We start from the raw sequence: 22,109 nt of genomic DNA on the forward strand, positions 1-22,109 counted from the left end.
CGATGACTGTTCAGTATTGAACGCCGGAGAAGAGGTGTGAGGTGCTCCCGAGCCGCGTGTCGTGCCGACAGCTGATCAGTTCCGCCCTCGGGGCTGGATCGAGTACCGTTGATCACCCATGTCATTTTGTGAGTGCGAGGCGTCCAGCGATACTGCGGCACAACGCGCGCCTAGTGCGGCATGAGAACAATCTTGCACGAATCCGACTTGAGCAACTCGATCGCTGTCTCGAATTCGGCCAGAGGGAGTCGGTGGGAGATGAACTTCGCGAGATCGAGTGCACCGCTCTTGACCAGAGAAACTATCAGCTCCCACGTATCCCACAGACGCCGTCCGAAGGACCCGACGAGAGTGATCGATTTGCGGTTCAAGTATTCGGATGTGTCGAGTGTGCTGGCTTGGGCGGCGAATCCGACCGATACGTAGGTGCCGTCGACACGGAGTGAATCAAGAATCGTCTCGAACGCCGACGGGTGGCCCGACGCTTCGAAGCCGACGTCGAATCCACCACGGTCCAGGCTCGCAGCTCGACAGTAGCCCGGGACGTCGATTTCCGGTTCGACTGCTTCAGCACCCAGTGATTCGGCGAAGTTTCGCCGGAATGGGTTGGGTTCGACCACGACCACTTTGATCGCTCCGGCCAAGCGTGCCATCTCGGCGATGAACAGTCCTACCGGCCCACCGCCGGTGACCAACACCCGCTTACCCAGAACCGGCTTGTCGTAGCGTTGCAATGCATGCATGGCGACCCCTGCCGGTTCCAGAAGTGCAGCCTGATCCAGCGGAAATCCATCAGGGAGAACAAAAGCGGCGGCCGCATCTACAACGCACTCTTCAGCGAACAGTCCATCGGTATGCAGCCCGAGCAACCGCATGTTCTCACAGAGGTGCGCGTTTCCAGTCGAGCACGGAAAGCAATTGAAACACGCTATGTGCGAGTCCAGTGCAACCCGGTCCCCGACGTCGATGTAGTCGACACCGCGTCCCACTTCCAGGACGGTACCGGCGCCCTCGTGTCCCAGGACAACCGGCAGAACCATGTTGAATGCAGCGGCGGCGGGGGTGTACTGGTAGAGGTGAGAGTCGGTGCCGCATACAGATGCAGCAGCCACTTTCAACCGGATCTGATTGTCGCCGATGTCGACAACGCGACTGACATCGTCGCGAATGTCGACTCCAGCGGCTGGACGGGATTTGACGATTGCACGCATCGGTGTGTTCACCGGCTCCAAATCCTCTCGTTCGGGGGTGACGCGATGGTCAGTCGAGTACTAGGCCGCCGTCGACGTTCATGGATTGGCCGGTGACGGTGTTGGCCGTGAGCAGATACTGGACCGCCGCCGCGATGTCGGACGGTTCGCTGAACCGCCGAAGCGGAACGTGCTCGACCATCTCTGAGATCCGGCCCTGCGCTTCCGGAGTGTTGTGCACGCTGAGCAACGGGGAATTGGTCGGTCCGGGACAGACTGCGTTCACGCGAATGTTGTAGGGTGCCAGCTGGATTGCGGCCACCTTGGTCAACGCAAGTACGGCGCCCTTCGTGGCTGCATACGCCGCGTTGGAGGTCTGCCGGTAGCCTTTTCCTGCGATCGATGCGATGTTGACGATGCTTCCACCGGTGCCGGCGTCACGCATGCGGCTGCCCACAGCTTGCATCACATGCATGGTCCCGAGGGCATTGATGTCCATCATCCAGTGCCAGTCCTCGGTGGTGATCTCGAAGAAGTCCATCAATCGTGTGACACCGGCACAGTTGACCACGCCGCTGATCGCCGAGTGCTCGCGTATCACCCTTGCCACCGCGTCATTGACACTCGCCCTGTTGCGGAGATCTACTGCGGCATAGTCGCAGTCGAGGCGCTTCGCGACATCTTTTGCGGACTGCTCGCTGGCGTCGGCGACGACTACCGTCATTCCCGCCTCGACGAGTCGTTCGCACACGGCGGTGCCGATACCGCCGGCTCCCCCTGTGACCAGATAGGCGCCCAGGTCCTTCACATCAATCATGTCATCTCCCTCTGTCGGCGACCGGGCGCCCGTGAGACGTACGGTTCGACCAAAATCGTGTGCTGAGTCACGCTGCATCGAGCGTCCACGCCAGGTAACAGGTACGTCCAATACATAGTTGGGCGGCATTGAGACGTCGCCAAGATATATCGATGGACCACTGGACCTACCCGCTGCAGGGCTCGCCGATTCATTAGAAATATGACTGAAAAATGGCCAGATTGGTATTGGCCTGAAATGATCAACTCTTCCTATAGTCGGCGTAGTGCAAGTGCTGTAGGTCACACGGGACGGCTGATCGAAGAGCAAGGAACAGGCTTCGACGGCACCCCTCGGTCCAGGCAGCAGCGACAGCATCACCCGCGGAACAGTCCGCGTGCCCGCCACGAACCCATTGCCTGATCCATGCAGCCAGTGTCACGCCGAGCAATCCGTGCGCTGCGTTCTCGACTAGGAAGCCCACTTCATGACCAAAGACATCACGACGCCGGATATCGACGACATCGAAGTCCGCATCTACAAGAAGACGCTCCGACGGGTGATCCCGATCATCATGCTCGGAATGTTCATCTCGTATATCGATCGAGCCAACATCGGCGTCCTGGCTGGTCCCATGTCAGAGGACCTCGGTTTGAGCGCCGCAACGTTCGGTCTCGCGGCGGGACTGTTCTACATCGGCTACTGCTTCTTCGAAGTTCCGTCGAACATGGCGCTCGCACGGTTCGGTGCTCGCATCTGGTTGGCCCGAATCATGGTCAGCTGGGGAATCTGCACGATGTTGATGGCGTTCGTGCAGAACGACATCACGCTGTACATCGTCAGGATCATGCTCGGAATCGCCGAAGCAGGATTCTCGCCCGGCGCTCTGCTGTTCCTGGCATTCTGGTGCCCCCCGAGGATGCTGCCGAAGACGTATTCGATGCTCAATCTGGCCGTGCCGATCGCGTTGGCAATCGGATCGATTCTGACCTCGTCGCTGCTGTCCCTGGACGGACTGTTCGGTGTCGCAGGCTGGCGATGGGCATTCCTCATCGAAGGCATCCCCGCCATCGCGCTGGCGGCCTACATGTACTTCCGTCTGCCGAACGGCCCCTCTGAGGCAACATGGCTCGACGACGAGGAAAAGGACTACCTTGCCGAGCACTCGGCGCAACGCCCTGGCGGGCCGGGGCACGAAATGAAGTACTTCTGGGCAGTTCTCCGTCGTCCGGCGGCGTGGGCCTTCACCGTTCTGTATTTCTGCATGACCATCGGTTATTGGACGATCGCGTACTTCCTGCCCACCATCGTTCGAGGAGAGTTCAAGCTCGGATTCATCGCTTCAGGGTTGGTCTCGGCAATTCCGTGGACCTTCGCGGCCATCGTCATGGTTCTCGTCTCCAAGAACGTCTCGAAGACAGGCGAACGAACGTGGCACATGACGATTTTGCAGATCGCCGGAGCGGTCGGACTCGCGACCGCGGCACTGAGCGGCAACCCGTATCTCGCACTGATCGGCATCAGCTTGGCTGCAGGCGGATTTTTCGGGTCACTGCCATCGTTCAACTCCATGCCGACTCAGGTATTCACGGCGGGATTGGCGGCAGTAGCCCTCGCCATGATCAACGGGCTCGCCAGCTTGAGTGGCCTCGTCGGGCCCTACCTTTTCGGCCTTCTGCAAGACACCACAGGGTCGACCGACATGGGCTTGCTCATCATGTCCGGCTTCTTCGTCGCAGCCGCGGTCCTGGTCTACTGCATGAGTCGATGGACCGACACGGTCACCGGCGGACTGCACTCCACCCCGGCGGTCGACACCGATCCAGCCTCGTCGACATCGAAGTGACGACGCGGTTGGGAAGAACGTCGAGAGAGTCCGTATCCCTCAGGAATTCGGGCGAACATCCGACGCAATGATCGAGACGGGCAGTAACGCAGAAACAGACGACGACTCACAGAGGTTGGCAGCACGATGAAGATCGAGAAGATCGAAGCAATTCCGTACGCGATTCCATTCAAGAAGCCCTTGAAGTTCGCCAGCGGCCAGGTCACCGTCGCCGATCACGTTCTGATCCGCGTACATACCAGCGACGGCGTCGTTGGTATCGCCGATGCACCACCCCGGCCGTACACCTACGGCGAGACCCAACAATCGATTGTCTCCGTGATTCGCGACGTCTTCGCGCCCGCCCTGATCGGGCGATCGATACTCGAACGGGACCGAACAACCGCCATCCTCGACAGAACCGTTCATAACGATGTCGCCAAAGGTGCTGTCGACATAGCGATCTGGGACGCGTTGGGCATCACTCTCGGCGTGTCGGTCTCCCAATTTTTGGGCGGATACGCACATCACATGCGCGTCTCACACATGCTCGGTTTCGACAGCGCAGAAGTAGTACTCGACGAAGCTCGACACTTCATCGACGACTACGGGATCCGTGCTTTCAAGATCAAAGTCGGGCGCCGACCTCTTCATCTGGATCTGGACCTCTGCAAGGTGTTGTCGAGCGAACTCGAGGACGACATCGAGCTGTACGTCGATGCCAACCGCGGGTGGAGCGCCAACGAAGCAGTATCCGCCCTGCCGGCGCTGGTGGATTCGCGCATCAGTTTGTTCGAGGAGCCGTGTGATGCACGCGAGGCCCTGGGTCGGCGCCGGCTGGTCACAACCTCGACCATCCCCATCGTCGGGGACGAGAGCGTTCCACGCCCCGGTGATGTCTCGCGCGAGCTGATCTCGGGCGGCTGCAACGCAGTGAGCATCAAAACCGCGCGAGGCGGCTTCACCAATGGAACATCGATCCTGAACCTGTGCCAGGGCATGGGGGTGGATGTTCTGATGGGCAACCAGATCGACACTCAGATCGGTTCGGCCGCAACCGTTGCATTCGGTGCAGCGTACAAAGCAACTCATTCGCGTCCAGGCGAATTGTCGAATTATCTCGATCTCGCCGACGACCTCATCGCTGAACCTCTGGAGATCCGAGACGGCTCCATGGCTGTGCCCACCGGCCCCGGTGTCGGAGTGAGTGTGGATCCGGACAAACTAAGTCGGTACCGCACCGACAAGTAGAACGACGGCAATGCCCCGGGACGAGAGGCGAACTCTCGTCCCGGGGCACAGTTGTTGCGCGCGAAGATCCAGCGGGGTGAAATCTCAGATATGCCGTCCGCCGGTCACTTCGAGGACAGTGCCGGTGATGTAACTCGACATTGGGCTGGCGAGGAACAGGACGACCTCGGCTACCTCCGCGGGCGCTCCGAAGCGGCCCATGGCGACCTCGGCGAGTTTGGCGTTCATGACCTTTTCGCTCAACGCCGCGGTCATGGGAGTATCGATAATTCCTGGTTGCACAGCATTCACGCGCACACCCGCGAACCCGACCTCCTTCGCGGCTGCCTTGGTGAGTCCCACTATCCCGGCCTTCGCTGCGCTGTAGTTGCTCTGGCCGATCATCCCCACCTTGCCCGAGATCGAGGACATGTTGATGATCGAACCACCACCGGTCTGACCGCGCATGATGGCGGCAGCTTCACGAGTGCCGAGCCAGGTCCCTTTCAGATGTACTCGAATGACGTCGTCGAACTGCTCTTCGGTCATTTTGCGCATAGTGGCATCACGAGTGAAGCCCGCATTGTTGACCCACACATCCAGCGTTCCGAACCTCTCTACCGCAGCAGCGGCAGCAGCAGTGACGTCGGAAGCCGAAGACACATCACCGGCGACGGTGACGACCGTGCCCTCGGACTGCAGTTCGTCTCGAGCCCGATCCAGCGCCGCTTCCGAGACATCGGTGAGTACGACGTTCGCACCCTCCCTCAAGAAGGCTGACGTGATCGCACGGCCGAGACCGCCTGGACCACCGGTGACGACGGCCGTCTTTCCTTGCAACAGCATTGCATTCCCTTTCAGGACAGTTCTCACATGATGGCGATGGCATTGGCGGGCGAGCCGACGCCACCGAGAAGATTCAACGGTTCGGCAGTGACAAAAAATTCGTACCGCGATTCCGCCTGGCATTGGCGCAGAAGCTCTTCGAGATCCCACAGCTCGCCGATATAGATCCCCAACAGTGGGATCAGCACACGATGAAGCATGCCCGTGTGCGAGGACCGCGCCAACGACCCGTCGGTCTCAGCTTGTATCGGAGGGAGATTCGACTGATCCGCCGGCCACGCTTCGAGCGCTACGTTGTCTGCAGCGACCAACGCGAACTGTCCGTCCCACAACCACGCCGCCATCGCTTCGGACTGCTCGAGACCGACAGATCGCCCCTGATACGGGTTGCCCGCGTTGACGAAGAACTCGGTCCATCCGAACCTCAACAACAGGATGTCACCTGGCGCGAGAATCACGTGTTGCCACCGGGCGGTCGCCTCGAGATCCTCGATCGCGATCTGTTCGTTCGTGCCGTGATCGATAGGCCGCCCGCACGCCTGCCGATAGCCTGCGACATCGAGCAAGACGCCACGACCCGCGATACCGGCCGAGGCAACATGCTGGATCCCCAACGCAGCCGTCCCTGTAACCAACTCGTCCGGATCGGCACCGTTGTAGAAGCCTCGATCCGGATGCGCAAAGTGACGCAAACTGTCGATTTGAGTAGAGGCCTGAGGGTAGAAGTTGTCCACTCGGTCGTCCCGATGAAAATCGTTCAATCCGAACACTTCGTGTTCGGGATTCCCCCGATGCTTGATCAGAGGCTCGGTGAATTCCGACAGTGACAGATTCAGATTCACGCGCCGCCCTGTAGTGACCAATCTGGACGCATCGACCACGCGTCCGGCAGTCAAGTGGTTGAGACTGCCGAGCTGGTCATCCCAACCGAACAGTCCCCACGCTGTGCCGCGCACCTCCGGAGGACGGAGCTGAAGTTGCGCGTAGGTAGGAAGTGAACGGTGGACGCTGTGTTCGCTCACGACTCGGTGTCGGACTCCATGACCTGATGAACCTCGATCATGTTGCCGGCCGGGTCGGTGAAGAAGATCTGGTACCAGCCCTTGACGGACCAGATTCCCCAGTCGTCGTACGGAATGTTGTTTTCGCGCAGACGGCGCATCAGTTCCTGGATGTCGTCCGTACGGAAGGCGACGTGACCACCGATCAAAGGATTGACGGTGTGACCTTCGGTCAACGCCAGGTAAGGCTGACGTCGGGTCGCGTGGAGCTGCAGCTCGTCCTTGTCACCGGCATCGTAGAATCGCGCACGGGTTGCCCACTCGTCGTCGCCGGATTCACCGCTGTCGGTCGAACGCGACGTCGCAATCATGGGAGGGCTGGGAATCTCACCGAGCCCCAGTGCCTCGGAGTAGAACTTGCCGAGCTCCTCCATGTCGTCGGAGGTCACATTGACGTGATGAAGTCGAAGTTCCATGGTCATTCCTCTCGATGTACGGTCCAGCGAGTGTCGCAAGCCACAAACCTGCGCGTCCAATATCGCCTTGGCACCGATTCAGACGTCTCCCATATCAATCGATGGTCATTCATCCCGAATCGAGATTCGTCCGGCAGCTCAAACGTGCAGGCCTGATTGGGTTCAAAACAAGTCTGAATACGACCGGATTCGATATTGGACACATCACAATCGCCGAAGGCATTCTCGACCGAGAAAGATCACGGACAGTGAGGGCGGAACAAAGTGGACACCGAAACATCGACCGGCACGAGCAAAGTGACCTCGCTCGAAGCCGCGATCGCGCAGAACGTTCACGACGGTGACGTCGTGTCGATCGAGGGCTTCACACATGCGATCCCAGTCGCCGCCGGCCACGAGATTATCCGTCAACGTATCTCCGGCCTGACATTGGTCCGTATGACCGCTGATATCGTCGCCGACCAACTCGTCGCCGCAGGGTGCATCTCGAAACTCGTCTCCTCCTTCATCGGCAACTCCTCCGCAGGTTCACTGGGCGAACTCCGCAGACGAATAGAGCGGGCCGACCCCGATCCGCTCGAATTCGTCGAATACACCCACCACAGCATGGTGTGCCGTTATCTCGCAGGAGCGCAACGACTTCCGTTCTATCCTCTCCGGTCGATCACCGGCAGCGACCTACCATCGATCAACCCTGACTACCGACAAGTAACGTCCCCGTTTGCCGATGCGGACGGCCGTTACGAGAAGATCTACGTGGTTCCTCCGATCAACCCAGACGTCACGATCATCCATGCGCAACGCGCTGACCGCTTGGGCAACATCCAGATGTGGGGATTGACAGGAATCCAAGCCGAGGCAGCTTTCGCGGCAGATCGCGTCATCGTCACCGTCGAGGAGATCGTCGATGAGAGCATCGTGCGCAAGGATCCCAACCGAACCATTCTCCCCTCTCACGCTGTCGATGCAGTGGTGCCGGTTCCTATGGGCTCGCACCCATCGTTCGCGCAGGGCTACTACGACCGCGACAACGCCTTCTACCGCGAATGGGCACAGATCAGCGCGGACCACACACGCCTGATCGACTGGCTGGCAGAGTGGGTCCTCGAGACTGGCACGCACGAGAACTATCTGAAAAAGCTTGGGCAAGAACGACTCGACACATTATCGGTAGGGCCAGCGGAAAGCACGCCGATCAACTACGGACGAAGGATGCCACGGTGACCACCACAAGTGAACCCAATTCGGCGCCCCACACAGCAACTCAGGCAGAGCTGCTCACAGTCACCGCAGCCCAGGATCTGGCGTCGAAGCGAATCGTTTTCGCCGGAATCGGTTTGCCCACTCTGGTCGTGGCGCTCGCGCAGCGAACCATCGCGCCCAACATCGAGGTGGTGTACGAATCCGGCGTCACCGGCGCCCATCCCAGCGAACTTCCCGCCACCATCGCCGACTCGGTACTCATCACCGACGCCGAGGCGGTCCTCACGTTGCCTGCGCTCTTCGGATACGTCCTGCAAGGTGGCCGCGTCGACGTCGGCTTCCTCGGCGCTGCGCAGATCGACAAGTTCGGCAACCTCAACTCGTCGGTCATCGGTGACTGGCACAAGCCCGACAAGAGGCTGCCGGGCTCCGGGGGCGCCCACGAGGTGATGATGAACTCGGAGGAAGTTCACGTCATCATGCGACGCCACGACCCCCGGTCTTTCGTCGACGAGCTCGACTTCTGCACCTCTCCCGGGCCCCAACGAATCCGTGCGGCCGGCGGAGTACCGTTCGGCAGAGGCGTTACCAAGGTCTACACGGAAATGGGCGTGCTCTCGCGCCAGGGAATGTACGACGAGTTGGAACTGACCGCAGTCAATCCTGGCATCGACCCGGATGACGTCGTAGCCGCCACCGGATGGCCACTGAAACTGGCCGACAACATCGTCGAGCTCCCACTCCCGGATCCGGCACACCTCACCCTTCTACGCGAGCAGATAGACCCGGGACGGGTCTATCTGCGATGACCCGAGCGGGCATTCAAATGTTCGCGGCCGGAAGGCTGGCTGCAGCGTCGACGTGCCAATCGTGGTTCGAGAACAGTGACTTGGCAACCGACACCACCGAGTGAGTCGCCGGGCTGGCCGTTTCGGTGTTCCATGCCAGAGCCGCGTACAAGGCGGGCGTAAAATCGGAAATCGCCTTGTACACCAGGCCGTATGGCTGAATGTCCTTGCACGACGTCAGCGTCAACGTGACTCCCACCCCGGCAGCGACCAACGCCAGGATGGTGTACGAGTCCGGCGCCGCTTGCGCCACGCGAGGCTGAAAGCCTGCCTGCATGCACGCCTGCACCCCGATCGCATGAAGGCTGGAGCCGGAGTTCGCGGGGAACGTCACGAACGGTTCGTCGACCAGATCCATCAGCGATACCGCTGGTCGCTCGGCGAGTGGATGCGCGGCCGGGAGTGCACAGATCAGCTCCTCCCGCTCGATCACGACGTAGTCGACGCCCCGGGTAAGGAAGGGCAGTCGGACGAAGCCGAGGTCGAGCGAGCCCTCTCGGACCTGCTCGAGGGCTGCATTGGCGTAGGTTTGGCCTCGCAGTTGTAGATCGAGGTTCGGGTACCGTTCGCGGACCGCACCGGCCAACTGGGGTAGCGCGATTCGGCTCGACGCGCCCGCGAATCCGATTGTCACTCGGCCGGATTCGCCGAGGGCCCCGGCAAGGGCGGCCTCACGTGCCTCGTCGGCACCCGACACGACCTTACGCGCGGGCCCCAGCAGTGATTCGCCCGCAGGCGTCAAAGACACCGACCTCGTGCTGCGCACGAACAACTCGACACCGAGCTCTCGCTCCATCTGTCGGATCCGCTGACTGAGAGGAGGCTGCGCTATGCGCAATCGTTCGGCGGCCCGGCTGAAGTGAAGTTCCTCCGCAACGGCGATGAACGCTTGGAAATGTCTGAGGTCCATGGTGGCCACCGAACTTATTCGATTGATGTCTTTAAAAAACCTTCATTGAGACGTCGAGTGTACCAATCCAGGCTCAGCAGAGCGAACGCATGAACCACGCCAGTTCAACTGCACTTCCTGCGCATGCCGCGCCCCGACCGACCGGATCGCATATTTCCGGTCACGGGCGACCAGGGAGGATGCCGCTTCTCGAGAATTCCGCCGGCAGTGCCGATAGCGGTTGCGCCGTGCCGTACGAACTGCCATTTCGGCGGCGATCGCGCTCGCCACTGCGTTGATCGCAACCCCAGCAAACAGGCCAGTGCCTTCCGAAGGAGCACCCCCAAGGGATTGAACCGTCAACCGCTATCGAGCAAAGACGTTGGGACACAACCGTATACATCCGTTGGATCCTCGGCATGGGACTGAGCTGCACGAAACGTCCAGACGGCAGGTGCACTGTCGAAAAGGTCAGCCGAGATGTGCGGTCAGCATGGATTCGATCCATTCTGCGCATTCGGCTGCGAGCTCCGATACTTGCGCGCCGCCGCGTTCGTCCAAAACATCCGATGCCAATTGACGCATTGCATATACCGCACCGACGTACGCGCTGACAGGTACCTCGTGATCACGGTCGGATAGCCGATCTCGTTCGGTCTTGAGTACCTGAGCCATGCCGACGAGAGCGTCGCGGCGTCGTTTTCGGGCCGGTCGACCCAGCGCGTCCATCTCCACCTGGAACGCTCGGGCTGTCACCGGGTCAGCGTCGAGAGTAGCGAGGTATTCCTTGATGACCGCGGCGGTGTCGGTCGATGTCCACTCGTGAATCTCGTCGGGTAACGCGCCCCGAACGCGGGTCAGCAGGACAGCAATGAAGCGGTCGTACGCTGCATACACGCACGCATCCTTGTCATCGAAGCATTCGTAGAACGCGGCCTTGGACACCTTGGCTCGCATCGACGCATCCTGGACGCTGACACCCCGGTATCCCGACTCGGCCATCAACTCCGTTACAGCAATCATCAACCTCTCCCGCTGCGCGGTCACGATGTCGGCGCGCTCGAGATAATGACGCCCGCGCGGTAACTCCGCCGGGGTCGTGAAGAACACGCCCTCGCGGACGGTTGGAACAGCCACGATCACCTCCGGTACAACATCGATCTGGACAGCGGGGTAGTAGCACCCCGCTACCGTGTTTGATTCTCGTGTAACTCGGGTGCTCCGCGAAATTCGCTTTTCGGCAGCGTGGTCGATGCGACGGACAACGCGCAAAAAAATGGGCAGAAGTGCTTGTCGTTCGCCGTCGACCGAAGTAGCGTCCATTCTATCCAAGAACCGCTTGGTACTCAGATCGAACAGGCTTTCCTTGAACGACATCCTTCGACCGCCGCGCGCCGCCGGTCTGTTTCGCCTCGCGACGTTCACGGGGTTGACGGCGGCGGCTGCTCTCCTCGTAGCGACGCCCGCCACCGCACACACTCCTGAAGCGATACCACCTCCCGCACAGCCGAGCGCGTCCGAATTCGGCGTCCAGCCGCCCGACCCTTCCGCCATGACCGTCACCAGCGGTGGCGTCGGCGACGCCGGATGGTTCCTGTTCGAGCCCGCCGCGCCCACAGTTGCTCCTGCGCCCTTGGCAATCGTCACCCACGGCTACTTCGAGTTCTCCGGATACGAGGTGAACCGGGCACTCATCGAACACACCGTCGCTCAGGGGAACATTGTCATCTACCCCCGCTATCAGACCTCCGCTGTGACTGCGTGCCCCGGACCGTTCTACATCGAACCGTGTGTTGCCTCCGCAGCCGCCGGCATTACCGGCGCACTAACGTATCTCGCCGACAACCCCGACCACGTCCAACCCGACATCGACCGCACCAGCTACTTCGGTCACTCGTTCGGCGGCATCATCACCACCAACATCGCCAATCGCTACCTCCAACTCGGTCTGCCTCGCCCACGCGCACTTTTTCTCGACGACCCCCACGACGGCGGGTACGCCGGACCCGGTGAACCCGCGCTCGACGACGTCCTATCTGGCATTCCGGCCGACACCGTCGTTCAGTGTTACGTCGGCGAATCCGGCGTCATCGGCGAATCCGGGAAGGAAAACTCGAGCTGCAACGCCGTCTTCCCCAGGCTCGGGCATATCCCTGACGCGCAGAAGGACCTGATCCTGTCCTACGACGACGACCACGGCTCCCCCGCACTGTCGTCGAAACACGGAGTATCCACAGGTGGAGGTACCGGTGACGGCGGCATGATCCCGGTGTCGAACCCGATCGACGCCTACGACTACAAGATGTGGCAACTCTGGGACGCCGCGCGCAATTACGCCTACACCGGAACCGACGCCGAATACGCCATCGGGAATACCCCACAACGACGCAACAACGGAGTCTGGAGCGACGGTGTACCCGTGCGCGAGTTGAAGATTCAGAAAACTGCGCCGATCGCACCCTGACCGGTCCGCCTTCCATACCGTCCCTCGAGAAAGAACTGCGATGATCCTCCGACGTACTGCGACCGCCGTCGCGGTGGCTGCACTCCTCGTGAGCGGCACCGCCAGCGCCGCCGCCCAACCGAACCCACTTCCACCGATCTTCGGATCGTCCGGCCTGGACTCCGGATCGTCCGAACCGACGTCACCCGAGCTCCCCTCCACATGTCCGAAAGCCATCGACCCGGCGAACTTCGACCCTGCCGACCTCGAAGAGATGACCAGCAACTTGGCCGGTTTCGGCGTACGCACCACCGGCAGCGACGCGCACAACAACGCCATCGACTACTTCGAACGCAATCTCGACGCCATCCCCGGCATCACCACCCGATCGGACTCCTACGACATCCAGCGCTGGCAACCCCGACCCGCCTCGACGACCGGCGCCGGTCGCGACATGACGTCCGCAGGCAAGATCTCCGTTCCAGGACCGGATGGCACGTCCGCCACACTGCCGATCGCCGGCGTGGTTCCCTACTCGGCGGGCACCTCCGACGCCGGAACCACCGCCCCGCTGGTGTACCTTCCCGCCGGTACCGCAATCACCCCTGAAAACTCCCGCGGACGCATCGTCGTTCGAGACGTCACCTACCCCTCCATCCCCAACCCCCTGGTCAAAGCACTGTCCTACTACACCAGCCCCGACTACCCCCTCACCGGCACCTACGACCGCCCCTTCCTCACCTCGAACCTCTATGACGACCCCATCGCCGCCGGCCTCGCCGGGGCCGCGGGAGTCGTCCTCGCCTGGGACGTTCCCTCATCGCAGGTCGCCGGGTACTTCGACCCCCACGAGGGCACCCAGTTCACCGTCCCCGCCGTCTTTGCCGGCATCGACGAGGCAAACGCCCTCAAGGACAAAGCTTCTCGGAACGAGGACGCCACCATCACCACCCTGGTCGACACCGATGTCGCGCCGACGCGCAACCTCATCGCCACCCTTCCCGGACAGAGCACCGAGAAGGTCAGCCTCATCACCCATACCGACGGCAACACCTGGGTGCAGGAGAACAGCTCAGTCGTCATGCTGAAGCTGGCCAAGTATTTGGCGGCACTCCCGCTCGAATGCCGTCCCCGCACCTACGAATTCGCGTTCAACACCGCACACCTGAGCATGTACGCCGAAGGCACCGAGCGCTATACCGACGTGCTCGACGACGAGTACGCCGCGGGGTCGGTTGCATTCGCATTCGCTTTCGAGCACATGGGGACTCGCGAGATCGCCCCGGTTCCCCGTACCGACGGGCCCGGTCGGACGCTGCAGTTCACCGGTAACGGTGAGCCGTACTCCTGGTTTGCCGGCTCGGAGAGCCCTGCCTTGAGCACCGCGTTGGTCTCCGCCGTGCAAGCCCACCCGCTGGACCGCACCGGAGTCCTGCGCGGGTTCGACGTTCCCCAACCCGGGCGCGTACCCTCGCAGTGCAGCTTCGGTGGCCTCGGAACAATACTGCAGAGCAATCTCGTGCCCGCAATGGCAGGAATCTCGGGCCCGTGGTCACTGTGGGCCCCAACGTTCGGACGCGACGCCCTCGACTTCGGCCGAATGCAGCAGCAAGCGTTGATCATCGGAGACACGCTGCTCGCGCTCGATGACGTGTCCACCTCCGACATCGCCGGTGCGTACCCCGCTGAACGCACCGCCCGTGCAGCCGGAACCCCCACCTGTACCGACGAGACGATCCCCGCACAGGCCCCGAAACCGGTCGCGTGATGTATACCGTTGCCTACAGAACAGACACCGACATCCTGGAAGCCGTTTCGACATCGGATTTCAATGACTGAAAGAGAACCGGTAGCAGAGTCCGAAAAGAGAGTTCTGTGCTTCGGCGACTCCCTTACGTGGGGTTGGGTACCGAAATCGCCGCCGTTTCCGAGCGAGGGATACCCGTCCACGGTGCGGTGGACCGGCGTCATGGCTGCGCAACTCGGCCCCGATTACACCGTCATAGAGGAGGGGCTGAGCGCCAGAACCACCACCGCAGACGACCCGACAGATGCAAGGCTCAACGGGTCGGCCTACCTGCCCGCCGCGTTGGCGACTCATCTACCGCTCGACCTCGCCGTCATCATGCTCGGGACAAACGACACCAAGAGCTATCTCGGGCGCTCGCCGTTCGATATCGGACTGGGCATGTCCACACTGGCCGGGCAGGTTTTGACCTCGGCAGGAGGTGTCGGGACGCTCTACCCAGCACCCAAGCTCTTGATCGTCTCACCGCCACCTCTAGCACCCATCGATGACCCATGGTTCGAGATGACCTTCGCGGGCGGTCACGAAAAGTCGGAAGAACTCGCAGCCATTTATCAGTCGTTGGCATCCTTCCTGGGCGTCGAATTCTTCGACGCAGGCTCAGTCATCACAACCGACGGTGTCGACGGTGTTCATCTCACAGAAGCCAACAACGCCGATCTCGGTGCCGCCCTTGCACAGCGCGTCCAACACATTCTTGCTGACTGATCTCACAGCTCCGTGCAGAGAACATGCAGCTGTGCGCGGGCGTTGCCAACGCCGAAGGTAGATCTGGGAACCGACCCGCCGGGCCGCAGAGTGACTCCCGAGTTGTGCGCCGAGACCCCTCCGCACCGCACAACTCGGGGGCACCCTGGGCTCCATCAGACTCAGAAACGGTACTACGGACGGAGAATGCGCCTGAGCAATCCGTCAGGTGGCCACGCCGGCCAACTCGCGAAGCTCGGGGTCGTGGTCTTCGTAGGCCGAGGATGCCAGGGCTGCCCCCACGATGCCCGCGGTATTCAGCAGCTTGGCTGCCACTACCGGAGTTCTGTTTACCAGCAGCGGAATCCACTTCTCACCATCGCGGCTGATTCCGCCGCCTACAATGAAAAGATCAGGAGAAAGTAGCGCTTCGATTGCCTCGAAGACCTTCGAGACCTCGTCGGCCCACTCCCTGAGCGAAAGGTTCCTTGCGTCCTTCACCGAGGAAGCCGCGCGGTGTTCGGCCTCCTTGCCTCCCACCTCGAGATGACCGAGCTCCGTGTTTGGAAGTAAAACGCCATCGACGAGAACTGCGGATCCAATTCCAGTCCCGAGAGTGAGTAGTACGACCACCCCGGCTTTGCCGTCCCCGGCCCCGTACTGGCCCTCGGCGACGCCGGCCGCGTCGGCGTCGTTCAACACAGTGACCCTCTCGCGGCCCAGCGCATCTGCGAACAGCGCGTTCGCATCGGCTCCGATCCACGCTCGGTCGATGTTGGCCGCCGAGCGAGCGACACCAGCGGTGACGACAGCGGGAAGGGTCACGCCGACAGGTCCGGTCCACTCGAAATGCGCCACGATCTGTGCAACGACGCGCGCCACCTCTACGCCGCGCGCCGATTCTACGAAGGCCACTGCTACGGGCTGCTCGCCGAAGAACGCAATCTTCCCGCCACCGCTATCGCCGCTCACGAGGACTTCACCCGATCAACTGCCCGAGCCGACCTCGTCAGCCTCATCGAAGCCGACGTACGCCTACACCGAGAACTAATCGGTGCCCTAGCCAACCCCTACATCGGCAGCGCCCACAGTCTTCTCATCAACGAAACACGTCTGTGCCTAGCGCAAATACAGCACAGACACCTTCTCGATCCCACCATCATCAACGAAGAGCATTCACGCATCCTCCATGCCATCCAAACCGGAAATCCTGCCCAGGCAAGGCAATACGGCACTGATCACCTTGTCAACGCTGAAATTCGACTCGTCGAACATCTCGCAGAAGTCTCCGCAAAAACCTAGCCACCGTCACCCATCGCTCATGCAATAAGCGGCACTCCGTGAACGTCGGTGGATTCGGTCCCCATGGCAGCAACCGACGCGAGTTGGTGAAATATTGCAGGCCATGTCTTACTTCTGTCTATGGCTCTCGCGGGGAACGGGGCCGGATGACGCAGAGCCCTTCCTCGCGCTCTCGGTGCGATGTTCGGCGACGGAGGGTCAGCTGAAATTCGCTGTGTTTGCTCGCGGTAATTGGCGGTCCGCGGGGCTTCCGCCCGCCGGTGAGCCCGCTATCCATTCCAGTCGGGGACCACATGAGTGCAACGACTGAACTCATTCTTGCGAGGCATGATCAGTCGGCTGTGTTCTCGCTCGCGGTGATATTAGTCGGCAACCAAGCCGCTGCCGAGACGGGAGCCCACCTCTAACCCGCCGGGCGATGCCGACCGCGTAGCGCAGGTCAGCGACATGTCTCCTGAGCGAAGCTTTGCTGAGCTGGGAATCTCGCATTGACGGTGCGGAAAATGCACCGTTCGCTTCAGCACAGACCACAAAACGAACCAGCTGGTTGCTAGCGCAACAAGCACGAAGTCGTTACGGTGCCTAGTTACCGATGGTACCAAGACGTGGAGGCGCTAGGCAGATGCCAGGGGAATGGAGAGCAGCGGTCACCGGGGCGGGTTCAGGGGTGGGCCGAGAGGTAGCCTTACAGCTCGCGCATCTGAACTGGTCCCTTTCACTCGCAGACAAGAATATTGATGCCCTGCTCGACGTACAGTCACAGTGTGCGGCTACCGGAAACCTTGTACACGCGACTCGTCTAGACGTCGCCGACCGGACCGAAATCGACTCGTGGGCAGCGACTTCACGCTCCGTAATTGGCGGTATCGATGCGGTCTTCAACGTCGCAGGTATCCTCTACAGCGGTGATGTATTCGACACTCCACCCGCTGACTTCGATCTCGTGATGGCAACCAACTTCGAGAGTGTCGTGAACAGCTCTCGCGCATATTTACCAGACATTTTGGGGTCGCGTCGAGGTCGAATTGTTAACGTGTCGTCCGCATTTGGAGTCATGTCGGCACCAGGCTACTCCGCGTACAACTCTTCCAAATTCGCAGTCCGCGGTTTCACTGAAGCGCTCAATCAGGAATTGAGGCTCACATCCCGGACTGCCCGAGCGACGTGCGTGATCCCGGGTGGACTGAAGACGCCCATCGCACGGACAGCGCGCGCTGCACCGGGAGTGGATTCGACACGAACTGCCGACCTCTTCGATCGTCACATCGCTAGAACTGATCCTGCTGATGCTGCTCGGAAGATCATCGCGGGAGGTTTGAAAGGCAAGTCCACAGTGACGGTCGGCAAAGATGCCAGGATCGTCGATCTCACAACACGAGTAGTCGGTTCTCGGTACCAACAGATTCTGCCTGCGATTCACGCAGTGCGAAGACGCCTTTAACACGTCATTTGCAACAGTCAACTCACCAGACCTGCGGGGGTCGGTCAATCATGTCGAATAGTTGGATCCTGATAGAGACGTTCGGAGACGAAGAGCCGTCGGTCATCGGAGTTGGGTCTTCGCCCAAGTCCTTTGTCTCACCTCGTAATGTTCTCCGCAGCTCCGCCAGCCGAAACGAGGCAGTTGCCGCGGTAGCGGAAGCGCTTTCCACCGGCGCCGTAGTGGATCGCCTATCCAAAGACCGATTCAGGCGAGTACTGGCCGAACCACTGCGAACGTTTGCGGGCCGAACACATGGCGCATGGGTGTGGCTCGGCCAGCGCGACGAGTCTCCGCCTCCACGGGATGCCGCGGGAGCATGGCAGTTCAACCTTACGAAGAGCACAGCAAGCGGTAGTAACGATCTACTCGACCTTTACCGCGTTCCACAAGACGAGCGCGAGACCCAGCGTGCACTCGCGGGCGCGTTCACGCGACTTGTCACCAACCGTGACGAGAGCGAAGCAATGGCCAAGATCGTGCAATCAGCGCCGGGCACCACTCACCAAGCAGTCTGGACAGTGAGGCGGGACGACGGTGAACTTCGGGCCGCGCACTTCTCGTGCCGGATGATTGCCGAAGACGGCTGATGAGTTCCGCAGCCNGAGAGCGAAGCAATGGCCAAGATCGTGCAATCAGCGCCGGGCACCACTCACCAAGCAGTCTGGACAGTGAGGCGGGACGACGGTGAACTTCGGGCCGCGCACTTCTCGTGCCGGATGATTGCCGAAGACGGGGTTTCGGGCACCGAAGTCATCCTGAGGGGTATCACCCACGACATCGGCCCCGCAGGTGAAATCAATATCGCTCCCCCACCTACGATTCTCGAGCATCGCGTTCTGGAGGCTTCCACCAAGGAGGGCGAGTACCGCGCGCTGGTGAACCTAAGAACACTTAACTTGTTGCGCTGGTACAACTCTGACCCCGCACCGGATATCTGCTGGGAAAACCTTCCTGGCGAACCGGTACCTGCAATTCACCCGGACGACGTACCAATTGCGAAGCAAATGTCGAACGCACTCGCACGCGAACGCGCCAACGGCGTGCTTCGCTTCAGAACTCTTGACGAAAAATGGAAGCCGATGACAATCGACGCGGTTTTGGTCTCACTCGATCAGCACACCACTGCCGCACTCGTCACCCTGACCGAATTGTGCGAGTAGTAAATATTCTCGCGGATCCCCACGGATTCACAGAGACTGCTGCGGACTTCAAGCGACCGAAGCGCTTACGCAAAGAGTGCGTTTTTTAGTTGCGTCCTTTATAAGGACTGTGCGCGTGTCGTGCGGGCATCGCGAGTTCGACTCCACGCAGCTGCCACTGTTCGAGTCGACACCCCATACGTTTCGGCAAACGACTCGATGCGCTCCTCGGTCTCGGACTTTCGCCCACGCTCGATGTCGGCGAGAACGGTAGTCGACATCCCGAGCAGCTGCGCAGCGTCGCCTTGGGACAGCGCCGCATGCACCCTCAGGTCGGACAATTTGAGCTGAGACTCCGGGATCGGAACCAGCGCCGCGACGGACGTGTGCAGGGCGTTCGCGATTCGGCCGAGCGCCGCAGGCGGTGGCGTCGAGCGCCCCGTTTCCCAGGTCGATACCGCTTGCCTGGTCGCGCCCACCTTCGCCGCCAGGTCGTCAGCACTGAACCCCGCACGTACCCGCAGCTCACGCAGCCGGTCGGCGCGAAACCCACGAACTCCGCTTCGCGGCACTGTCCCAACTCTCTGTCGACCTTGCAAGACAGTCCCATCCTCCTCGATCGACCACGACCTTGAGCCCTTGTAAGTTTTATAGTTGCGCGTTACCGTTGCATCTATGCAACCATCCGATTCGAGTTCCACGACGCTGAACCGATTGCGCGGTGCGCCGAACCTGTTCTACAGTCCTGATGCGCGCCCAAAAGGGAATCCTCGGTGCTTGTCTATCTCGGCACTGCTTGTAGCGCGGGACATTAGGTCGGTCTGTTCACAGAATCCGTCCGATCATTCCTGTCGGGAGTTCTACATGTTCGCGTCGCTCGCCCTTGCCGCATCGCAGTTGCCGTCGACGACTGAGACCAGCAATTTCCATCGTCGAAATTCAGCGTTGGGCCATCACGGACGAGGTGCGACGGCAGGTGCATTCACCCGACATCGCCGCTCTCGCCGAGGTAACGAGGGCGAATCAAAGTGAATGCCGCACGGGATGCGACGGTGCCAAATCTCCTCGCAAAGAAGCAGTTCTGCGCGTCAATCGTCGTAAATCGGACACATGGCGACTTGGTTGCCTGCTCGCTCGACCACGGGCATTCCGGTCGCCATCAATACATCGGTGACGACGGAGCCCTGCTAGCCGAGTGGGGTCCATCCACATCGTGCAGTGAGCGGTCCATTCCTGCCCGTAAGCCCTAGACCTGACAGTCCGGACTGCAACCCGACTCGGGTGGGCTTCCGCTGATAGTCCCACTCGTGAGCTACAGGAGCTCCCCCGCGCCCTGTAGCTCGACCGGTGGACCGGCGAGAGGGTCGCGCAGTGAGCGCATTTCATCATGTTCAGCGCTGCGCGGCCCCGCCGGGACATCACCCCTCGGACTCACACCCGTACGCACAGAAAGGGATTCCGATACCCGATGTGGATTTTTCAGCAGCCGTGGTTCTGGTCGGCGGTCTTCGGCTGGCTCTGAGCCTCTAGCACGTGATGGGTGCGTGCGACTGGCCCACAACCTATGGATCGCATGCACCCATCCACTTCTCAACTCCCCCCACCCCTGAAATGAATTGTCGCCAGAACGCTTGCTCCGCAATCGCATTCACCAGCACGACCCGATCGCCGGGTCGCACCAGGAAGGGATCGACACCAATGCCAGCATCACAGGGCACCGGACACCACCGCTCATCCAAGAAGCGAGGGCGGGTGATCAAATCGCTGCCCGCCGTGGCCGCGGTGACGATCGCCGGCCTGACCATGCAGGCCGCTCCCGCGCAGGCTGCACCATCTCAGCCGGGAGTGACTAGTCCTCGAGGATCACAGCCGGGGGTCACGAGCACACCGCAAACGGCACCGGCCACTCCGCCGCCGGCCGCACCGGAGCAGCGTCAGTACCTGCCCGGTTACCAGCCGTCACCACAGGTCCAGCAAACCCCGTCACGTAGCTACGACGACTACCTGGCCGGCAACCAGCAGTCCTCGTACTACCAGAACACCTACTACGAAGCCCCTGCTCCGCAGGCCGCTCCGAGCGAAGCGCCCCCGGCCGTGCAGGCGACTCCGCCGCCGCCGGTTCCGACGGTGCAGCGCACAGTCATTGCTCCAATCGACGCACCCGACGGCTACTTCCTCGTCGGCGGTGAACTCGTGCCGTACGACCCGAACATCGTGGACCGCAACTTCGTCGAGCAGTTCAATAACACCACCCAGGCAATACAAGCCGATGGCGGAAACTGGCTCGTGGACAACGGGTTCGCCGATGCTCCACGCGCCGACCGCATCGCGGCAGGTACCGCCACTGGTGTCATCACCGGCGGCGCTGTCGGCCTTGCCGCGTCCGTTGCCCCGGCTGCAGTCATCACCGGCACCGCCGCCGCCATCGGCGGTGGACTCGGCGTCGCCGCCACTACCGCAGCCGCACCCGCGGTCATCTGGGGCGGGCCGCTGGGCTGGGTGTTCATCCCGGGCGCAGCCGCGCTCGTAGGAGCCGGCGTCGGCGCTGCCCTCTCCGCACCAATCGTGCTGGGTCTGACCGGCGCAGGCGCTGTCATCGGCGGCGTCCTCGGTGCCACCGTTCTCGGCGGCGAACAGCAGATTATCGAAGAGCCTGCACCACTTCCGGCATCGGACAGCGTCCCGGCACCTCCAGCCGCGCCGCTCACCGTCGATGCCCCCAGTGTCCAGAACGCCATCGACACCACCGTCGAGCAAGCAACTACCGCCGCCCAGGTGTGGACCGAACCCGCGTACGACGCCGTACAGGGATTCACCTCCACCGCGCTCGCACAGCCGGAGGTGGCACAGACCGTCGCGGCCGTCCAGTCCGCTGCAGCTCCTCTGGTCGAACAGGCCACTGCCGCTTTCGGCGGCCTGCAGGCGGCGTTCGCACCCGCCTGAT

The 22,109-nt window shown here is 61.4% G+C and carries 21 protein-coding genes; 12 read left to right on the plus strand and 9 right to left on the minus strand.

The window, feature by feature from the left end; translation table 11 throughout:
* Positions 1–170: 170 nt before the first annotated feature.
* Together ASG84_RS24270 and ASG84_RS24275 are read right to left on the minus strand one after the other, a co-directional pair.
* Complete coding sequence (locus tag ASG84_RS24270) at positions 171–1,223, minus strand: zinc-dependent alcohol dehydrogenase (protein ID WP_200936664.1); 1,053 nt, start codon at positions 1,221–1,223, stop codon at positions 171–173.
* Between the two features lie 37 nt (positions 1,224–1,260).
* On the minus strand, positions 1,261–2,007 hold the full coding sequence (locus ASG84_RS24275; RefSeq protein ID WP_057479507.1) for an SDR family NAD(P)-dependent oxidoreductase: 747 nt from the start codon (positions 2,005–2,007) through the stop codon (positions 1,261–1,263).
* Positions 2,008–2,473: 466 nt separating this feature from the next.
* Between ASG84_RS24275 and ASG84_RS24280 the strand changes: the two genes are divergently transcribed.
* Both ASG84_RS24280 and ASG84_RS24285 read left to right on the plus strand, forming a co-directional pair.
* The gene (locus ASG84_RS24280) at positions 2,474–3,832 is read left to right on the plus strand and encodes an MFS transporter (RefSeq protein ID WP_057479508.1); all 1,359 of its coding nucleotides are present in this window, start codon (positions 2,474–2,476) and stop codon (positions 3,830–3,832) included.
* Between the two features lie 126 nt (positions 3,833–3,958).
* The gene (locus tag ASG84_RS24285) at positions 3,959–5,062 is read left to right on the plus strand and encodes a mandelate racemase/muconate lactonizing enzyme family protein (RefSeq protein ID WP_057479509.1); all 1,104 of its coding nucleotides are present in this window, start codon (positions 3,959–3,961) and stop codon (positions 5,060–5,062) included.
* A gap of 84 nt (positions 5,063–5,146) precedes the next feature.
* On the opposite strand, the gene fabG is transcribed toward ASG84_RS24285, so the two are convergent.
* Genes fabG through ASG84_RS24300 form a run of 3 tightly spaced genes read right to left on the minus strand, consistent with a single transcriptional unit; the run spans position 5,147 to position 7,364 of the window.
* On the minus strand, positions 5,147–5,887 hold the full coding sequence (gene fabG / locus ASG84_RS24290; RefSeq protein WP_057479510.1) for a 3-oxoacyl-ACP reductase FabG: 741 nt from the start codon (positions 5,885–5,887) through the stop codon (positions 5,147–5,149).
* A 23-nt stretch (positions 5,888–5,910) separates the two neighbouring features.
* Entirely contained in the window at positions 5,911–6,909 is a 999-nt protein-coding gene (locus ASG84_RS24295; protein WP_057479512.1) for a cyclase family protein, read from the minus strand.
* Complete coding sequence (locus ASG84_RS24300; protein WP_057479553.1) at positions 6,906–7,364, minus strand: VOC family protein; 459 nt, start codon at positions 7,362–7,364, stop codon at positions 6,906–6,908. Before ASG84_RS24300 ends, ASG84_RS24295 begins: the two co-directional genes overlap by 4 nt.
* 264 nt (positions 7,365–7,628) lie before the next feature.
* On the opposite strand from ASG84_RS24300, the gene ASG84_RS24305 reads away from it, so the two are divergent.
* Both ASG84_RS24305 and ASG84_RS24310 read left to right on the plus strand, forming a co-directional pair.
* Entirely contained in the window at positions 7,629–8,588 is a 960-nt protein-coding gene (locus tag ASG84_RS24305; RefSeq protein ID WP_057479514.1) for a CoA transferase subunit A, read from the plus strand.
* Positions 8,585–9,376: a CoA-transferase subunit beta gene (locus ASG84_RS24310; protein WP_057479515.1), complete on the plus strand. Its 792-nt coding sequence runs from the start codon at positions 8,585–8,587 to the stop codon at positions 9,374–9,376. The genes ASG84_RS24305 and ASG84_RS24310 overlap by 4 nt, the downstream gene beginning before the upstream one ends.
* A 13-nt stretch (positions 9,377–9,389) precedes the next feature.
* Here the strand turns inward: ASG84_RS24310 and ASG84_RS24315 are convergent, their stop codons facing one another.
* Together ASG84_RS24315 and ASG84_RS27860 are read right to left on the minus strand one after the other, a co-directional pair.
* A complete protein-coding gene (locus ASG84_RS24315; protein ID WP_057479516.1) occupies positions 9,390–10,325 on the minus strand; it encodes a LysR substrate-binding domain-containing protein in 936 nt (311 codons plus the stop codon).
* Between the two features lie 450 nt (positions 10,326–10,775).
* Positions 10,776–11,441 carry a TetR/AcrR family transcriptional regulator gene (locus ASG84_RS27860; RefSeq protein WP_162248370.1) on the minus strand — a complete coding sequence of 222 codons (666 nt, stop codon included), beginning with the start codon at positions 11,439–11,441 and terminating at the stop codon, positions 10,776–10,778.
* Positions 11,442–11,856: 415 nt separating this feature from the next.
* On the opposite strand from ASG84_RS27860, the gene ASG84_RS24325 reads away from it, so the two are divergent.
* From ASG84_RS24325 to ASG84_RS24335, 3 genes are all read left to right on the plus strand, one after another.
* On the plus strand, positions 11,857–12,768 hold the full coding sequence (locus ASG84_RS24325) for a hypothetical protein (RefSeq protein ID WP_156399692.1): 912 nt from the start codon (positions 11,857–11,859) through the stop codon (positions 12,766–12,768).
* Positions 12,769–12,808: 40 nt separating this feature from the next.
* On the plus strand, positions 12,809–14,515 hold the full coding sequence (locus ASG84_RS24330) for a hypothetical protein (protein ID WP_057479519.1): 1,707 nt from the start codon (positions 12,809–12,811) through the stop codon (positions 14,513–14,515).
* 63 nt (positions 14,516–14,578) lie between these two features.
* Entirely contained in the window at positions 14,579–15,262 is a 684-nt protein-coding gene (locus ASG84_RS24335) for an SGNH/GDSL hydrolase family protein (protein ID WP_057479520.1), read from the plus strand.
* A gap of 204 nt (positions 15,263–15,466) precedes the next feature.
* Here ASG84_RS24335 and ppgK read toward each other — a convergent pair whose 3' ends face one another.
* A complete protein-coding gene (ppgK, locus tag ASG84_RS24340) occupies positions 15,467–16,213 on the minus strand; it encodes a polyphosphate--glucose phosphotransferase (protein ID WP_082521192.1) in 747 nt (248 codons plus the stop codon).
* On the opposite strand from ppgK, the gene ASG84_RS28420 reads away from it, so the two are divergent.
* From ASG84_RS28420 to ASG84_RS28655, 4 genes are all read left to right on the plus strand, one after another.
* The gene (locus ASG84_RS28420) at positions 16,166–16,543 is read left to right on the plus strand and encodes an FCD domain-containing protein (RefSeq protein ID WP_235581831.1); all 378 of its coding nucleotides are present in this window, start codon (positions 16,166–16,168) and stop codon (positions 16,541–16,543) included. The two genes, ppgK and ASG84_RS28420, sit on opposite strands and share 48 nt — an antisense overlap.
* 622 nt (positions 16,544–17,165) lie before the next feature.
* Positions 17,166–17,984 carry an SDR family NAD(P)-dependent oxidoreductase gene (locus ASG84_RS24345; RefSeq protein ID WP_057479521.1) on the plus strand — a complete coding sequence of 273 codons (819 nt, stop codon included), beginning with the start codon at positions 17,166–17,168 and terminating at the stop codon, positions 17,982–17,984.
* A 50-nt stretch (positions 17,985–18,034) separates the two neighbouring features.
* Positions 18,035–18,613 (plus strand): GAF domain-containing protein, encoded by a 579-nt coding sequence (locus ASG84_RS27230; RefSeq protein WP_235581819.1) that lies wholly within the window; start codon positions 18,035–18,037, stop codon positions 18,611–18,613.
* 129 nt (positions 18,614–18,742) lie between these two features.
* Entirely contained in the window at positions 18,743–19,186 is a 444-nt protein-coding gene (locus tag ASG84_RS28655; RefSeq protein WP_327213119.1) for a hypothetical protein, read from the plus strand.
* A gap of 98 nt (positions 19,187–19,284) precedes the next feature.
* On the opposite strand, the gene ASG84_RS24355 is transcribed toward ASG84_RS28655, so the two are convergent.
* Positions 19,285–19,737 carry a helix-turn-helix transcriptional regulator gene (locus ASG84_RS24355; protein ID WP_057479522.1) on the minus strand — a complete coding sequence of 151 codons (453 nt, stop codon included), beginning with the start codon at positions 19,735–19,737 and terminating at the stop codon, positions 19,285–19,287.
* A gap of 1,126 nt (positions 19,738–20,863) precedes the next feature.
* On the opposite strand from ASG84_RS24355, the gene ASG84_RS24360 reads away from it, so the two are divergent.
* The gene (locus ASG84_RS24360; protein WP_057479523.1) at positions 20,864–22,108 is read left to right on the plus strand and encodes a hypothetical protein; all 1,245 of its coding nucleotides are present in this window, start codon (positions 20,864–20,866) and stop codon (positions 22,106–22,108) included.
* Position 22,109: the final 1 nt, after the last annotated feature.

It is taken from the genome of Rhodococcus sp. Leaf278 (assembly GCF_001426085.1).
Classification (GTDB): Bacteria; Actinomycetota; Actinomycetes; order Mycobacteriales; family Mycobacteriaceae; genus Rhodococcoides.

Bases quoted from the DNA above. Each gene is read 5' to 3' on its own strand.
- ASG84_RS24275 (WP_057479507.1), bottom strand. From the start codon at position 2,007: ATGATTGATGTGAAGGACCTGGGCGCCTATCTGGTCACAGGGGGAGCC.
- ASG84_RS24280 (WP_057479508.1), top strand. From the start codon at position 2,474: ATGACCAAAGACATCACGACGCCGGATATCGACGACATCGAAGTCCGC.
- ASG84_RS24285 (WP_057479509.1), top strand. From the start codon at position 3,959: ATGAAGATCGAGAAGATCGAAGCAATTCCGTACGCGATTCCATTCAAG.
- fabG (WP_057479510.1), bottom strand. From the start codon at position 5,887: ATGCTGTTGCAAGGAAAGACGGCCGTCGTCACCGGTGGTCCAGGCGGT.
- ASG84_RS24300 (WP_057479553.1), bottom strand. From the start codon at position 7,364: ATGGAACTTCGACTTCATCACGTCAATGTGACCTCCGACGACATGGAG.
- ASG84_RS24315 (WP_057479516.1), bottom strand. From the start codon at position 10,325: ATGGACCTCAGACATTTCCAAGCGTTCATCGCCGTTGCGGAGGAACTT.
- ASG84_RS24325 (WP_156399692.1), top strand. From the start codon at position 11,857: ATGACCGTCACCAGCGGTGGCGTCGGCGACGCCGGATGGTTCCTGTTC.
- ASG84_RS24330 (WP_057479519.1), top strand. From the start codon at position 12,809: ATGATCCTCCGACGTACTGCGACCGCCGTCGCGGTGGCTGCACTCCTC.
- ASG84_RS24335 (WP_057479520.1), top strand. From the start codon at position 14,579: ATGACTGAAAGAGAACCGGTAGCAGAGTCCGAAAAGAGAGTTCTGTGC.
- ASG84_RS24345 (WP_057479521.1), top strand. From the start codon at position 17,166: ATGCCAGGGGAATGGAGAGCAGCGGTCACCGGGGCGGGTTCAGGGGTG.
- ASG84_RS27230 (WP_235581819.1), top strand. From the start codon at position 18,035: ATGTCGAATAGTTGGATCCTGATAGAGACGTTCGGAGACGAAGAGCCG.
- ASG84_RS28655 (WP_327213119.1), top strand. From the start codon at position 18,743: ATGATTGCCGAAGACGGGGTTTCGGGCACCGAAGTCATCCTGAGGGGT.
- ASG84_RS24360 (WP_057479523.1), top strand. From the start codon at position 20,864: ATGCCAGCATCACAGGGCACCGGACACCACCGCTCATCCAAGAAGCGA.